Annotated in this window: 13 protein-coding genes; 5 read left to right on the top strand and 8 right to left on the bottom strand. The window is 36.6% G+C overall.

What is annotated here, in order from left to right; translation table 11 throughout:
• Positions 1 to 60: 60 nt before the first annotated feature.
• The 6 genes from rpsJ to G9C87_RS20330 all read right to left on the bottom strand — a co-directional run bounded on the left by rpsJ (position 61) and on the right by G9C87_RS20330 (position 6,200).
• Positions 61 to 366 carry a 30S ribosomal protein S10 gene (rpsJ, locus tag G9C87_RS20305; RefSeq protein WP_002661363.1) on the bottom strand — a complete coding sequence of 102 codons (306 nt, stop codon included), beginning with the start codon at positions 364 to 366 and terminating at the stop codon, positions 61 to 63.
• A 16-nt stretch (positions 367 to 382) separates the two neighbouring features.
• Entirely contained in the window at positions 383 to 2,500 is a 2,118-nt protein-coding gene (fusA, locus tag G9C87_RS20310) for an elongation factor G (protein WP_172284564.1), read from the bottom strand.
• Positions 2,501 to 2,506: 6 nt separating this feature from the next.
• Positions 2,507 to 2,983, bottom strand: coding sequence for a 30S ribosomal protein S7 (gene rpsG / locus G9C87_RS20315; protein ID WP_172284566.1), 477 nt, complete (start codon positions 2,981 to 2,983; stop codon positions 2,507 to 2,509).
• Between the two features lie 22 nt (positions 2,984 to 3,005).
• Positions 3,006 to 3,419, bottom strand: coding sequence for a 30S ribosomal protein S12 (gene rpsL / locus G9C87_RS20320; RefSeq protein ID WP_002983146.1), 414 nt, complete (start codon positions 3,417 to 3,419; stop codon positions 3,006 to 3,008).
• 92 nt (positions 3,420 to 3,511) lie between these two features.
• Positions 3,512 to 4,459: a sulfatase-like hydrolase/transferase gene (locus G9C87_RS20325; protein ID WP_172284568.1), complete on the bottom strand. Its 948-nt coding sequence runs from the start codon at positions 4,457 to 4,459 to the stop codon at positions 3,512 to 3,514.
• A 145-nt stretch (positions 4,460 to 4,604) separates the two neighbouring features.
• Positions 4,605 to 6,200 carry a hypothetical protein gene (locus tag G9C87_RS20330; protein WP_172284570.1) on the bottom strand — a complete coding sequence of 532 codons (1,596 nt, stop codon included), beginning with the start codon at positions 6,198 to 6,200 and terminating at the stop codon, positions 4,605 to 4,607.
• 102 nt (positions 6,201 to 6,302) lie between these two features.
• Between G9C87_RS20330 and G9C87_RS20335 the strand changes: the two genes are divergently transcribed.
• From G9C87_RS20335 to G9C87_RS20355, 5 genes are all read left to right on the top strand, one after another.
• The gene (locus tag G9C87_RS20335) at positions 6,303 to 6,779 is read left to right on the top strand and encodes a Dps family protein (RefSeq protein WP_172284572.1); all 477 of its coding nucleotides are present in this window, start codon (positions 6,303 to 6,305) and stop codon (positions 6,777 to 6,779) included.
• A gap of 91 nt (positions 6,780 to 6,870) precedes the next feature.
• Complete coding sequence (gene pncB / locus G9C87_RS20340) at positions 6,871 to 8,049, top strand: nicotinate phosphoribosyltransferase (protein ID WP_172284574.1); 1,179 nt, start codon at positions 6,871 to 6,873, stop codon at positions 8,047 to 8,049.
• 51 nt (positions 8,050 to 8,100) lie between these two features.
• On the top strand, positions 8,101 to 8,571 hold the full coding sequence (locus tag G9C87_RS20345) for a YciI family protein (RefSeq protein ID WP_172284576.1): 471 nt from the start codon (positions 8,101 to 8,103) through the stop codon (positions 8,569 to 8,571).
• 170 nt (positions 8,572 to 8,741) lie between these two features.
• A complete protein-coding gene (locus tag G9C87_RS20350) occupies positions 8,742 to 9,716 on the top strand; it encodes a DUF6624 domain-containing protein (RefSeq protein WP_172284578.1) in 975 nt (324 codons plus the stop codon).
• Positions 9,717 to 9,845: 129 nt separating this feature from the next.
• Positions 9,846 to 10,082, top strand: a complete 237-nt coding sequence (locus G9C87_RS20355; protein WP_172284580.1) for a hypothetical protein — start codon at positions 9,846 to 9,848, stop codon at positions 10,080 to 10,082.
• A gap of 122 nt (positions 10,083 to 10,204) precedes the next feature.
• Here G9C87_RS20355 and G9C87_RS20360 read toward each other — a convergent pair whose 3' ends face one another.
• On the bottom strand, positions 10,205 to 13,303 hold the full coding sequence (locus tag G9C87_RS20360) for an efflux RND transporter permease subunit (RefSeq protein ID WP_172284582.1): 3,099 nt from the start codon (positions 13,301 to 13,303) through the stop codon (positions 10,205 to 10,207).
• Positions 13,303 to 14,415: an efflux RND transporter periplasmic adaptor subunit gene (locus G9C87_RS20365; protein WP_228457065.1), complete on the bottom strand. Its 1,113-nt coding sequence runs from the start codon at positions 14,413 to 14,415 to the stop codon at positions 13,303 to 13,305. The genes G9C87_RS20360 and G9C87_RS20365 overlap by 1 nt, the downstream gene beginning before the upstream one ends.
• Positions 14,416 to 14,421 lie beyond the last annotated feature (6 nt).

Genomic DNA, 14,421 nt, shown 5'->3' on the forward strand with positions numbered 1-14,421 from the left:
TAAAAAAATCCGCCCCTTTTACAGGGACGGATTCTATAATCATTGCAAAGTATGCAATTATCACACTTTAATTTCTACGTCAACACCGCTTGGTAACTCTAATTTCATTAGAGCATCAACAGTTTTAGAAGAAGAAGAGTAGATATCCATCAATCTCTTGTGAGCTGATAATTGGAACTGCTCTCTTGCTTTTTTGTTAACGTGTGGAGATCTCAACACCGTGAAGATTCTCTTGTTAGTTGGTAATGGAATAGGTCCGTTTACAACAGCCCCGGTAGCCTTTACCGTTTTTACGATCTTCTCAGCAGACTTGTCTACCAAGTTGTAATCGTAAGATTTTAGTTTTATTCTGATTCTTTGTGACATTTCTTTAATTTAAAAATTAACCTTTTGCTTTAGCAATGATTTCTTCAGCAACGTTTTGTGGAGTCTGAGCGTATTTCTCTAATTCCATAGAAGATGTAGCTCTTCCTGATGAAAGTGTTCTTAGAGTTGTTACATATCCAAACATTTCAGAAAGTGGAACAGAACCTTTGATAACTACAGCACCGTTCTTTTCTTCCTGACCACTGATCGTACCTCTTCTCTTGTTAAGGTCACCAATAATGTTACCCATATATTCTTCCGGAGTTACAACTTCCAGTTTCATAATAGGCTCCATAATTACCGGCTTAGCAGCTTTACCAGCTTCCTTAAATCCTAATTTAGCAGCTAATTCGAAAGAAAGAGCATCAGAATCCACCGCGTGGAAAGATCCATCTTTAAGAGTAACTTTAATACCTTCAACTTCGAAACCAGCCAATGGACCGTTCTTCATTGCAGCTTTAAATCCTTTTTCAATTGCAGGAACGAATTCTCTTGGAACGTTACCACCTTTGATCTCATTGATGAATTCTAAACCAACTTTACCTTCGTCAGCAGGTCCTAGTTCAAATACAATATCAGCAAATTTACCTTTACCACCTGATTGTTTTTTGTAAACTTCTCTATGGCTGGCAACTTTTGTTAAGTTTTCTTTGTACTCTACCTGAGGTTGTCCTTGGTTTACTTCAACTTTGAACTCTCTCTTCATACGATCTACAATGATATCCAAGTGAAGCTCACCCATACCAGAGATAATCGTTTGTCCAGAAGCTTCGTCAGTTCTAACAGTAAACGTTGGATCTTCTTCAGCCAATTTTGCTAATGCGTTACCCATTTTATCCTGGTCCGCTTTAGTTTTAGGCTCAACAGCGATACCGATTACCGGATCAGGGAAAACCATCGATTCAAGAACGATTGGGTTTTTCTCATCACACATCGTATCACCAGTTTTGATAGATTTGAATCCTACTGCTGCACCAATATCTCCTGCTTCAATATATTCTACAGGATTTTGCTTGTTAGCGTGCATCTGATAGATTCTTGAGATTCTTTCTTTATCTCCAGAACGAGTGTTCAGGATATAAGAACCTGCATCTAATCTTCCAGAGTATGCTCTGAAGAATGCTAATCTTCCCACGAATGGGTCAGTAGCAATCTTAAATGCTAAAGCCGCGAAAGGCTCATTTACGTCTGGTTTTCTTGTAATTTCAGCGTCTGTTCTTGGATCAGTACCTTTGATATCATCTTTATCCAATGGAGAAGGCAAGTATTTACATACTGCATCCAACATAAACTGTACTCCTTTATTTTTGAATGAAGAACCACAAGTCATTGGGATAATAGATAAATCAATAGTAGCTTTTCTAAGAGCTTCGTTGATTTCTTCTTCAGAGATTGAATCCGGATCTTCGAAGAATTTCTCCATCAAAGTCTCATCATAGTCAGCTACAGCTTCAACTAATTTCTCTCTATATTCGTGAACCTCAGCTTTCATGTCTTCAGGAATTGGCACTACTTCAAAAGTAGCTCCTTGTCCTGCTTCATCCCAGATGATAGCTCTGTTTTTAATTAAGTCTACAACACCTTTAAAGTCTTCTTCAGCACCGATTGGTAAAACGATTGGAACTGCATTAGATCCTAACATTTCTTTAACTTGTTTTACAACGTTAAGGAAGTCAGCACCTTGTCTGTCCATTTTGTTTACGAATCCCATTCTAGCAACTTTGTAGTTGTCAGCAAGTCTCCAGTTTGTTTCAGACTGAGGCTCTACTCCATCTACTGCAGAGAATAAGAATACCAAACCATCCAATACTCTCAAAGATCTGTTTACTTCTACTGTGAAGTCAACGTGTCCCGGTGTATCGATGATGTTGAAGTGGTAAGGTTTAGTGTCGGCTACAGGTTTTCCTTGATCTGTTGGAAAGTTCCAAGAACAAGTAGTTGCAGCAGAAGTAATGGTAATACCTCTTTCTGCTTCCTGCTCCATCCAGTCCATTGTAGAAGCACCATCGTGAACCTCTCCAATTTTGTGGTTTACACCAGTATAGAATAAAATCCTTTCTGTAGTGGTAGTCTTACCTGCATCAATGTGAGCAGCGATACCAATATTTCTTGTAAATTTAAGATCTCTTCCCATTTCAGATTAGAATTTAAAGTGTGAGAAAGCTTTGTTAGCTTCCGCCATTTTATGAGTGTCACTTTTCTTTTTATAAGCAGCACCTTCTTCTCTAGAAGCAGCAACAATTTCGTTAGCTAATTTCAAAGCCATAGACTTATCATTTCTAGCTTTAGAATATTTAATTAACCATTTCATCGCCATAGAAATTTTTCTATCAGCTCTGATTGGCATTGGGATTTGGAAGTTAGCACCACCTACTCTTCTTGAACGTACTTCTACGTGAGGCATTACGTTAGTAAGGGCATCTTTCCAGATTTCAAGAGAAGTCTTTTCAGTTTCTCCTTTTTTAGTTTCTACAACGTCTAATGCATCATAGAAAATTTTGAATGCGATAGACTTTTTACCGTCTAGCATTAGGTTATTTACAAATCTAGTTACCAATTGATCATTAAATTTTGGATCTGGTAACAACGGTCTTTTTTTCGCTTTTGTCTTTCTCATTGTTTTGTACCTTATTTAATGATTATTTTTTCTTTCCTTTAGCTGGTGCAGCAGCTGCCTGACCTGGTTTAGGTCTCTTAGCTCCGTACTTAGATCTTCTCTGTGTTCTTCCATTTACACCTGCAGTGTCTAATGCACCTCTTACGATGTGGTAACGTACTCCCGGTAGGTCTTTCACCCTTCCGCCTCTTACCAATACTATCGAGTGCTCTTGAAGATTATGTCCTTCGCCCGGGATGTAGGCGTTGACTTCTTTACCGTTTGAAAGTCTTACCCTTGCTACTTTTCTAAGTGCAGAGTTAGGTTTCTTAGGAGTGGTAGTATATACTCTCGTACATACACCTCGTCTTTGTGGACAAGAATCAAGGGCAGCCGATTTGCTCTTCTTGGCAAGCGTGGCTCTTCCTTTTCTTACTAATTGTTGAATAGTAGGCATTTAATTGCTTTTTATTTTAAGCTGCAAAAATAGTAATATTTTTTTAATTGACAAGTAGTTATGTATTTTTTATATACTTGAAACTAAAATATTTATTTGAATACTTCTTTGATTACTTTTCCTTTAGCGTACTGTAAAGGAACTCCCAAAAGTTCGGCTATAGTACTTGCTATATCAATCTGCTCATAATTTCCGGTACTAATCGTAGTGTTCTTTTTAAAATCCGGCCCAAGAGCAAAAAATTCAATATGCCTACATCCGTTACAACTGTCCCCGTGCTCGGCAAACCCACCATTGGCATCCAAATGTCTCCCGTGATCATTAGAAACAATAAGAGTAGTTTTATCTTTATAGGCAGGAAGAGACTGAATATGATCCCACACTTCTTTAATGGAAGCATCCGTCGTTTTTATTGCATTGATATAGGCGTTCCAATTGTTAGCATGTCCATAAGAATCAACATCTTTTAAATTGATGATAATAATATTTGGTGCATATTGTCCCATTATATTTTTCACCCTGGAAATTGTTACATCGTCAGCTCTGTAGCCTGAGCCATTTCCACTTACCCCGCAATCCGCACTTGGTTGGAATTTATCTTTCCAGTCTACCTGCTTGCAGTTATTTAAAACTTCCAGTTTATCTTTAGAAGATACAATCCAAGCTTTTGTTTTAGCTGCTCCGGTATATTTCAACCATTGTTGCATTACCGAAGGATAACCTGGTAACTCCGTACCATTATTCTTAATATTTTCATATACTCCGGAACACATGGCGCTATGCCCGGGGTTGGTGCTCGTAGTTCCATTGTTTTTAAAATTACTGATAAATACTCCTTGACTCAAAAGGCTCACTCTATTAGGAATATTCTTTTTTGTTGATTCTTCCCAGGTCTCAGAAATACGGGGACCATCTACAACCAATAAAACAACATTCTTGGTTTCATATTTTTTTTCAGTAGGCGCCTGTCCGTCTTTATCTCTATCTGAACATGAAAAAATAAAAAGAAGGAATGCTAAAAGTAAAATAGTCTTTTTCATAATTTGTAGAATTTTGGTTCTAAAATTAGGAAAATACATCATCGAGTAACATTAATTAATTGTTATACATTTTTAAAATTAATCATAACAACAGTATGCAATAGAAATCACGAAACTGAAATTAATAAAAAGCTTTCTTCATCTACTAGTCCACAATACGAACTTCAACGTTCTTATTCCACTTAAAATCCCGGATATTTCTTCTTAATGTCTCTGGATTAGTTTGCTCAAGCGCATAAATGGAAACCTCATCTTTTGATACAGCAATCATATTTTTAATCTTCAAAACGGCAATTTTTTTCCAATTTCGTGGAATATGCCCCTGAAACCATTCATCATATATTACTGCGATTTCATATTTGTTATTAGTAGTATATTGAATTAGAAAATTCTCAAATTCCTCATCTAAATTTCTTTTATCAGCGGTAAAAGGAATCATTTCTACAGATCCAAGCCCCACAATATCCAGCAAATGGATATCTGTATAGTAACTTATAGCACCAATATCATTCGCTACCACTTTAGACGTATTATAATAGGTATGTAAAAATCTTGCGGATTGTATTTGTTGTTCATAAATATTTTTTCCGCCATTCTCAAGAATACGATCTGCGAACCAACTTTTATAAAAAAGAAGCAGGATATTCATAATTACCAGGATAGTAATAAGTTTTTCTCCTTTGATGTAACTTTTATAGTCAGAAAACAGAGCAGATATTCTGGGAATAATTGCCATACAAAACCCTGTCAATATATAGGCTTCATACCTGAACATCCCTTTAAGATCAGCAAACATGGCATGACAAATCATTAAGAGGGAAAAAACAATTAGGAAAAAGTTCTTTATAATAACTTCTTTTAAAGACTTATTCCTGATAGTATCTCTGCATATGAAAACAGTACTTATTAAAATTGGAAAAATACCTATTTTATAAAAGCTTTTATTAAGGAATAAATGATCAAGAAAGATCGTTTTAAGCCGCACAAACATTTCAGGTCCTAAAGTCAATTGAGTTCCTTTTACCACAACTGAATTGGGAAAAAAATAACCATCCTGCTGATAATTGAAATAACAGAATAATAATACAGGGACAAAACCTGCAATTAAAACACCTAAGGCATTTTTCCATTTTTTAACCGTAATAAGAACACCAGCGAGGATCACAAAATAAAACATACTTTCGAAGCGGACCAGCCCCATCAATATAAGGGAAAGATAAAATGCCGGAACTGCCATCCTGCTCTTATTCCAATTGCTGAAGGAATATATATTGACGATAAAAAGAAATACCTGAAAAACATGTTCCATACCGGAGAGTACCTGCAAATGCAAAACAGCAAAAAACAAAGTAACCAACGTTGCTAAAACAGTATTTCTTACATTCCTGAAAGTTTCTCCATAATACATGGAAAGGAAATAAAGAATTCCTAACGCGAAGGTTATATTAAAATACAGAGGGATCTGATCATGATTACCGAATACCTGGATTAAAAAACTGATCATAAAAGTAAACAAGGGAGAGGAAGAAGTAGACGAAAACCCATACCTTGTAATTCCCCATACATCATGTAAAGCAAAATTCTTAGCGATAGCGAGATGAATATAAGCGTCGTCAAGAGGATATACATATTGTCCATCTGTTTTTGAAATACTAAGTATATAATAAAATATACAGATACCAAAAAATACAAAAAGAGATAAAAAGAAACTCTGCAAACCTATATTTCGCGATGACGACATTTTATGATAAATTATAAGAATACCAAAGATAAGTATCATCAATCAGGAACCTACTATTTCGGCACAATATTTACTGCATATATAGCATAAAAAAATAAACGTATGAAAAATGCCAGTATTATCGGTCTTAAAGAAACCGATTGTAAAAACATTTCGGAAAAGCTTAATGTACTATTAGCCAATTATTCAGTATTTTATCAAAACACAAGAGGTTCTCACTGGAACATCAAAGGTGACCAGTTTTTCACACTACACCCGAAATTTGAAGAATTATATAATAGCCTTGTATTAAAGATCGACGAAATTGCCGAAAGAATCCTGACCTTAGGAGCAACTCCCGGACATAATTATTCAGACTATTTAAAAATATCTACAATTAAAGAAAGTAAGGAAGTAAGTGACGGAACGAAAAGCGTAGAAATCATTTTAAATTCTTTCAAAGTAGTTTTGGATCTTCAGAGAGAGCTTCTTGATATTACCGAGAAAGCAGGAGATGAGGGAACAAATTCACAAATGAGCGACTATATTACGGAGCAGGAAAAAGAAGTATGGATGTATAACTCTTATCTGGGTAAATAACCCACAAAGATCATCGATATATAAAAAAAATCGTCTTACATTTAGACGATTTTTATTTTTAATTATTAAATTTGCGTTAAAATTACACAATATGCACGACGTACGATTGAATTCCATTCTAGATAATGATTTCTATAAAATAACCATGCAGAATGCCGTGGTCAAATTATTTCCAAGCTCCATCGTTAAATATGAATTTATCAACAGAGGAAAACATCAGTTTCCGGAAGGTTTTGATATTGCCCTAAGAGAAGCTGTAAACAAAATGGCCGAACTTAAGCTCACCAAAGATGAGAAAAAGTTTATGGCGAGAACCTGCCCTTACATCGACCTTCCCTACCTTGATTTTTTGGAAGGGTATCATTATGATCCTTCCGAAGTAAAGATCCATCAGGATGGCGGCGATCTTTCGGTAACTGTTGAGGGGCTTTGGTACAGAACTATCTTGTGGGAAGTTCCTTTATTAGCATTGATCAGCGAGCTGCATTACGAAATGAACCATATGGAAAGGGATTCCAATGAAATCGTTATGCATAGAACCATAGAAAAAGCAGATTCATTAGGAAGGCTTGGTGTTACTTTCGCAGAATTCGGAACCAGAAGAAGACATTCTTATAAAGTTCAGAACCTGGTGATGGAAGCCTTGACCCAAAAAAAAGACTCCACTTTCATAGGAAGTTCAAATGTTCATTTCGCCATGAAATATGGGGTAAAGCCTATCGGAACCCATGCACATGAATGGTTCATGTTTCATGCGGCCGAATATGGCTTCAAAATGGCCAACGAACTGGCCTTGGAACATTGGGTAGATGTGTACAGAGGTGACCTTGGGGTTGCTCTTTCAGACACATATACCACTGATGTGTTTTTCCAGCAGTTTGATAAAAAGTTTGCAAAGTTGTTTGACGGAGTACGCCATGATAGTGGTGATGCACTGGAATTTGCTGATAAGACGATCGCCCATTACAAGAACAATGGAATCAATCCACTCTTTAAATACATCATTTTCTCTGATGCATTAAATCTTGAAAAAGTAGAAGAAATCACTAAATACTGTAAAGGTAAAATCGGTGTTTCATTTGGAATCGGAACCAATCTTACCAATGATGTCGGTTTGAAACCGATGAATATAGTTATGAAATTAATTGGGGTACAGGCTCCAAATAAAGAATGGATCCCGACTGTAAAATTATCTGATGAACATGGAAAATATACAGGTGATCCAAAAATGATCGAATTGGCAAAAGAATTTCTTAGAATAAAAGATTAAGTACATGCTAGATGTCAGATGTCAGACTTATAACTAAATAACTACTATATCATGAAATTTAAAATTTATTTTTCTCTTAGTCTCTTGATAGTAGCTTTATCTTTCGCTCAAGAGAAAAAAGCGGTAAAACCGAAATTCAACCAGGAACTGGCTACTTCGCTGGGAGCAGATCAATATGGAATGAAGGCTTATACTATTGTTATGCTTACAACAGGATCCGCAAAGATTGAAGACAAAGCTAAAATGAGTGAGATAATGAAAGGACATATGACTAATATTGGAAAATTAGCTGACGAGGGGAAGATTATAGTAGCCGGACCTTTTTTAGAAAAGAATAAGGAAAATTATCGTGGAATGTTTATTTTCAATACCAAATCTAAAGAAGAAGCCGAACAATGGGTAAAAACAGACCCTGCAGTAAAGGCCGGAGTTTTCAGCTATGAACTTCTTCCCTGGTATGGATCAGCTGCCTTGCCTCTGTATGTAAAGCATCACCAAGAGATCACAAAGGAAAATCCATAAAATGGGCTTTTATCCTCTTTATATATTTAATTAAACAGGATGAATTACCTGAAAAACAAGAGATAATCTGACTGTATTTGTTACAACTGTCCTTAATTGCTTTTGTTTTATATTATTTATTTCCAATTAAAAATAATAATTATATCTTCACCCATAACAAAATAACGACAATGAAAATAAGACTATTTGTATTGATATTTTTAATATCAGCAAAACTACTCTTCGGGCAAAATACTCCAAAAGAATATACGGAGAAAGTAAAAAAGGCCGAAGCATTTTATAAAGCCAAGGATTTTAAAAACTCTGCTAATAATTATTCCGAAGCATTTAGGTCTAATGGGTGGAAAGCCTCTCTTAATGACAGATATAATGCAGCATGCTCATGGGCAATGGCATCCGTAACGGATAGCGCATTTTCTCAGCTGGAAAAAATTGCTTCTCAATTTAGTAATTATAACCATATAACAGGAGATACGGATCTGAACTCTTTGCATGCAGATGTTCGATGGAAGCCATTGCTTGAAAAAATTAAACTCAACAAGGAGAAAGCAGATGCCAAATTGAATAAACCTCTGGTTGAAAAGCTTGGAAGCATTTATAATGAAGATCAAAACGGTAGACGCGAGATTGGAGAAATTGAAAAAAAATACGGCCGGGATTCAAAGGAAATGCAAGAGCATTGGAGAACTATAATTAAAAAGGATTCTTTAAATTTAATAGAAGTAAAAGCTATTCTTGATAAATATGGTTGGTTAGGCCCTGATGTAGTAGGTAACCAGGGAAATACCACCTTATTTCTTGTTATCCAACATGCTGATTTGGAGACGCAGGTAAAATATTTGCCTATGATGAGGGAAGCTGTAAAAAATGGCAAAGCCCAAAGCGGTAGCTTAGCTCTTTTAGAAGATAGAATCGCTTTAAGACAAGGTAAAAAGCAAATTTATGGAAGCCAGATTGGGCAAGATCCTGAAACTCATGCATTTTATGTATCACCTTTAGAAGATCCTGACCATGTAGATAAAAGACGGGCAGAAGTTGGACTTCCTCCATTAGCAGAATATGTAACCCATTGGAATATGAAGTGGGACCCGGAACAATACAAAAAAGATCTACCGAATCTCGAAGCCAAAGAAAAACGCAAATAGAATAAAATTATTTTCAGATAGTTCTATTCTCATGGAATAATTTACTACTTTAGTGTATATAACTCATTCTTATTTACGTAATTATAAAAAAGTAATAAAAGATAATCACTAAACAAAAAAAATTAAACCATGAAAAAATCTAATTCAAAAAAACTTTCAAGAACAGAATTAAAAGATGTAATGGGAGGAACATTGTATCCGGCACAATGCCCGGGAGGATGCCCTGGTGAGGCCTTGATCAGATGTCCTGACGGTTCTACCACGATGACTAATTTTATATGTATGGGTGGAAGATGCGAACCGGCTGCAATGTGCAAGCCATTGGTTCTTGAGCCGTTCCCGGATCCGATTATCATCACGCCATAATCTGACCAAAGACAATATACAAAGTGAGCTTTCCGGCTCACTTTTTTTATTCATAAATCAAAAAAATGCCGGAATCCTCACATTCCGGCAAACAAAACTAACATGTAATAAAATTGAAAGAATTATAATGTTGCTTTGTATTTTTTCTGATATGCATAATAGAAAATAACAGGCAATACGGTAAAAGACAATATCATGCATATAATCAATCCTCCCACGATCATAATGGCTAAAGGCTTTTGAATCTCAGACCCCATTCCATTGGACATTGCTGCGGGAAAAAGTCCCATTGATCCCATCAAGGCAATCATTATCACCGGTCTGATTCTGCTTTGAACTCCCTGGCTGATTGCTTCTTTCAGGGACATTTTATTCTGAAGATTTTCTTTCATAACCCCTATTAATACAATTCCGTCAATCGTTGCAACACCAAACAGGATAATAAACCCTATTCCCGCTGAAATTCCAAAAATAGTTCCGGTAAACCAAAGCGATAAAAACCCACCAATAAATGCAAAAGCCAATGTTACAGATGAAATCAGTGTATCTTTAATATTACCGAAGTTAAAATAAAGCAACATCAGGATAAGCAAGAGCGAAATCGGAACAACCATTGCCAACTGTTTGGCAGCCCTCTCTTTACTTTCGAATTCCCCTGCCCAGGTCATTTTATGGTTTTTAGGAATATGTACATCTTTTGCTACTTTTGCTTTTGCATCTTTAATCGTACTTCCAAGATCTCGTCCCTCAATATTAAATCCGACACCAATATATCGGCTATTACCTTCGCGATAAATAAAGGATGGCCCGGTATGGTAGTCAATCGTTGCAATTTCCTTCAACGGCACCTTCTTATTATCCTGTGTCGGAATCAGAATATTTCCTATTTTCTCCGGATTATCACGATATTGTTTTTCAAATCTTAGCATCACGTCAAACATCCTTTCATCTTCATAGAATTTTGTTGCTGCCTGTCCTCCGATAGTCATTTCAATCACCGCCTGTGCATCAGCAGTTGAGACACCGTATTTTGCCATTTTGGAATCATGAAGCTGGATCCTTAATTCCGGTAAGCCTATATTTTTAAAAACATTCACATCGGAAATTCCGGGTACGGTTCTAATGGAATTCGCAACCTGATTGGCATAGTTTTCAAGCTGGAAAAGGTCATTACCAAAAATCTTGATCACTAGAGGAGCCTTTACGCCTGCCACATATTCTTCCACATTATCCTGAATAGGCTGGCTGAACCCAAAATTAATGCCCGGATATTTTTCCAGCGAAACCCTCATTTCCTCCAGAAGTTCTTCTTTGGAAATCTTTTTCTTCCATTCATTTTCAGGTTTCAACTGAATATTAAATTCAATATTAAAAAACCCCGTCGGGTCTGTTCCGTCATTCGGACGACCGGTTTGCGTCATTACAAATTCCACTTCATCATATCTGGAAAGTATTTGTTTCATTTCTTTAGTAAGCCTCACGGATTCATCGAGATTTACACTATTGGGAAGGGTGGCACGAACGTAAATTGCCCCTTCATTAAGCTTTGGTAGAAACTCTGATCCATAGTTGGAAAACCTCCATCCACAAATAACCAAAAGCACCCCAAATCCTATAATAAAAGCTTTTTTGTAGCGTGCGCTTAACTCGTAAAGTTTATAAATGTTTACCCTGAAAAATTTCGAAATAAAGTTCTCCTTTTCCTCTATATTTTTCGTGAGCAAAAGTTTACACATCGCAGGAACATAGGTTAAACTCAGAATTAAAGAACCCAGTAAAGCATAACCAAGGGTAAACGCCAACGGAGAAAACATTTTACCTTCTACTTTCTGGAAGGAGAAAATAGGCATTAACGCTACAATAAGAATTAAAAGGGCAAAGAAAATATACCCTGCAACACTTCCCGCACTTTTCTTGATAATACCCAGTTTCGACATTTTATTGAATCGCCGTAAGCCTACCTTTTTGGCCTTTTGTTCGAGAGCTACAAAAACATGCTCTACAATAACGAGTGTACCCTCAAGAAGCAGTCCAAAGTCAAGGGCTCCCATTGAAATAAGATTAGCCGGCAATCCCTGGATCCTCAGCATAATGATCGCAAATAAAAATGCTAAAGGAATAACTGACGCCACAATAAATGTTGTTCGCCAATTGTATAAAAATATAAATACAATAATAGATACCAGAATTACACCTTCCACCAAATTTTTGGATACGGTATGCACAGTGGTATTTACAAGTTCTGTACGATCGATGATAGGAACGATCTTTACATCGCCTGGCAATTCTCCTCCGTTCAATTCACCTATTCTTTCTTTAAGACGTCCAATCACCTCACTCGGATTCTCCCCACGAAGCATGATCACAATTCCTTCTACAACATCATTTTCTTTATTGTACCCCACCTGCCCTAACCTTGGCTTGGCAGAAACTTTTACTTCGGCCACATGCTTCACCAGAATCGGGGTGGATCCTTTAACCTCAATTTGTATGTTTTCAATATCTTCTTTACTTTCCAGAAGCCCTATACCACGAACCACATATGCCTGATCTCCTTTTGAAACCACATCTCCCCCTACATTAATATTACTTTTGGAAACAGCTTCATAAACATCCAATGGCGAAAGATCATAATTATGTAATTCAGTTGGATTGATCTTTATTTCATAAATCTTTTCTTCTCCCCCGAAACTTACAACATCCGCAACCCCCGGGACCGCACGAAGCTCTCTTTCAATCACCCAATCCTGAATAGAGGTAACCTCTTTAATAGGCAATTTACTTTTAATGATGTATCTGTAAATTTCTCCGGTAGCACCTGAAGGTGGTTCTATACTGTAATTTGCTCCATTAGGAAGTTCAACATTCCCCAATCGGTTCGAAGCATATTGCTGGGCATAAAAATCATCCACATGATCATCAAAAATAACCGTAACCACAGATAAACCAAATAAAGAAATAGACCGTACTGAGGTTTTATTCGGTATTGTGCTCATTTCTTTTGAAATTGGAAGCGTGACAAATTTTTCTATCTCTTCAGCACTTCGTCCCGGCCATTGTGTAATTACCCTCACCCTGGTGTTGGTAACATCCGGAAACGCTTCTATTGGAGTATGCATGTAAGAATAAATTCCACCAGCAAGCAAAAGCAGAGTACCCAGAAGTACAATCAAAGAATTTTTTAACGAGAAAGAAACTATACTTTGTACAAATTTTCGCATTACTTCGTAGAATTATTGGATTGATTTTTCATGTTTTCGTAGATAAGCAATCCATTGGAAGCAATAACCATCTCCCCTTCTTTAAGGTCTCCTTCTACATAAATGTACTGACTGTTGGATGCCACTTCGGTAACAGCTCTCATTTCTATGGCACAATCTTTTTTATAGACGACAACATAACTTTGGTTATTATCAAAGATCAGAGCTTTGGCAGGAATTGCCAATGCTGTTCTGTTTTGTGCATTAATAGGTAAAACAATATCTGCAGACATTCCCGGTCTAAGTTTCATATTATTATTGTCCATAATAATTTTAGCTTTCAACACTCTTTCATTTTCATTAAAAACCTGGGAGATGACATTAATCTTTCCGGAAAAACTATCATCCGGATAGGCAAGCGTTTTTACTACTACAGGCTGATTCACGTACACATGTCTCATATTGGTAGCATACACATTAGCCATTACCCACACCTTATCAAGATTAGAAATGGTAAAAAGCTGTTCACCTCCGGCAGTTACAGGCATACCGGTAGAAATATTTTTAGCAATTACGTAACCATCTGCAGGAGCTTTAACCTGCATATTTGTACTGCCTGCAGAATACAGCTGCATATTCTTTTTGGTTTTGGAAATATTGGACTGTATGATCTGAACTTCAGACCTTGCTTCCTGCAAATCTTTTTGTGAGGCAATATCATCTTTATACATTGCCTCCACAGAAGAGAGCTTTCTTTTAGCAACAGCCAACTGAGCCTGTAAAGTTTGGGTATCATCCTGCATTTCGTTTAGGGATACACTTTTTATACTGGCAAGGACTTGTCCTTTTTTTACATAATCACCCAGGGAAAAATAAGTATCTGTAACCACTCCATCCACTAAACTTACAAAAGGAACTGTTTTATCAGAATTGCTTTCAACTTCTCCGGTAAGAGTAATACTTTCTTCCACAGAGCGCATTTCTACTTTTGCCAGCTTAAGATCTTTTTTTAGCTCTTTGCTAATGCAGTAGTTTTCGGATCCGGTATTTTCATTGAGCTTTTTCTCTGTGCAACCGGTCAGGACAACAAGTGCTAAAAAATAGCCAGCTGCCATATATTTTGTGCTATTCATTTTCAT

It is taken from the genome of Chryseobacterium sp. LAM-KRS1 (assembly GCF_013184525.1).
Lineage (GTDB): Bacteria > Bacteroidota > Bacteroidia > Flavobacteriales > Weeksellaceae > Chryseobacterium > Chryseobacterium proteolyticum.

Excerpts from the sequence above, each read along its gene's own strand:
- G9C87_RS20335 (WP_172284572.1), top strand. The coding sequence starts at position 6,303 with ATGAAAAATGCCAGTATTATCGGTCTTAAAGAAACCGATTGTAAAAAC.
- fusA (WP_172284564.1), bottom strand. The coding sequence starts at position 2,500 with ATGGGAAGAGATCTTAAATTTACAAGAAATATTGGTATCGCTGCTCAC.
- G9C87_RS20365 (WP_228457065.1), bottom strand. The coding sequence starts at position 14,415 with ATGAATAGCACAAAATATATGGCAGCTGGCTATTTTTTAGCACTTGTT.
- G9C87_RS20360 (WP_172284582.1), bottom strand. The coding sequence starts at position 13,303 with ATGCGAAAATTTGTACAAAGTATAGTTTCTTTCTCGTTAAAAAATTCT.
- rpsL (WP_002983146.1), bottom strand. The coding sequence starts at position 3,419 with ATGCCTACTATTCAACAATTAGTAAGAAAAGGAAGAGCCACGCTTGCC.
- pncB (WP_172284574.1), top strand. The coding sequence starts at position 6,871 with ATGCACGACGTACGATTGAATTCCATTCTAGATAATGATTTCTATAAA.
- G9C87_RS20350 (WP_172284578.1), top strand. The coding sequence starts at position 8,742 with ATGAAAATAAGACTATTTGTATTGATATTTTTAATATCAGCAAAACTA.
- rpsG (WP_172284566.1), bottom strand. The coding sequence starts at position 2,983 with ATGAGAAAGACAAAAGCGAAAAAAAGACCGTTGTTACCAGATCCAAAA.
- rpsJ (WP_002661363.1), bottom strand. The coding sequence starts at position 366 with ATGTCACAAAGAATCAGAATAAAACTAAAATCTTACGATTACAACTTG.
- G9C87_RS20330 (WP_172284570.1), bottom strand. The coding sequence starts at position 6,200 with ATGTCGTCATCGCGAAATATAGGTTTGCAGAGTTTCTTTTTATCTCTT.
- G9C87_RS20325 (WP_172284568.1), bottom strand. The coding sequence starts at position 4,459 with ATGAAAAAGACTATTTTACTTTTAGCATTCCTTCTTTTTATTTTTTCA.
- G9C87_RS20355 (WP_172284580.1), top strand. The coding sequence starts at position 9,846 with ATGAAAAAATCTAATTCAAAAAAACTTTCAAGAACAGAATTAAAAGAT.
- G9C87_RS20345 (WP_172284576.1), top strand. The coding sequence starts at position 8,101 with ATGAAATTTAAAATTTATTTTTCTCTTAGTCTCTTGATAGTAGCTTTA.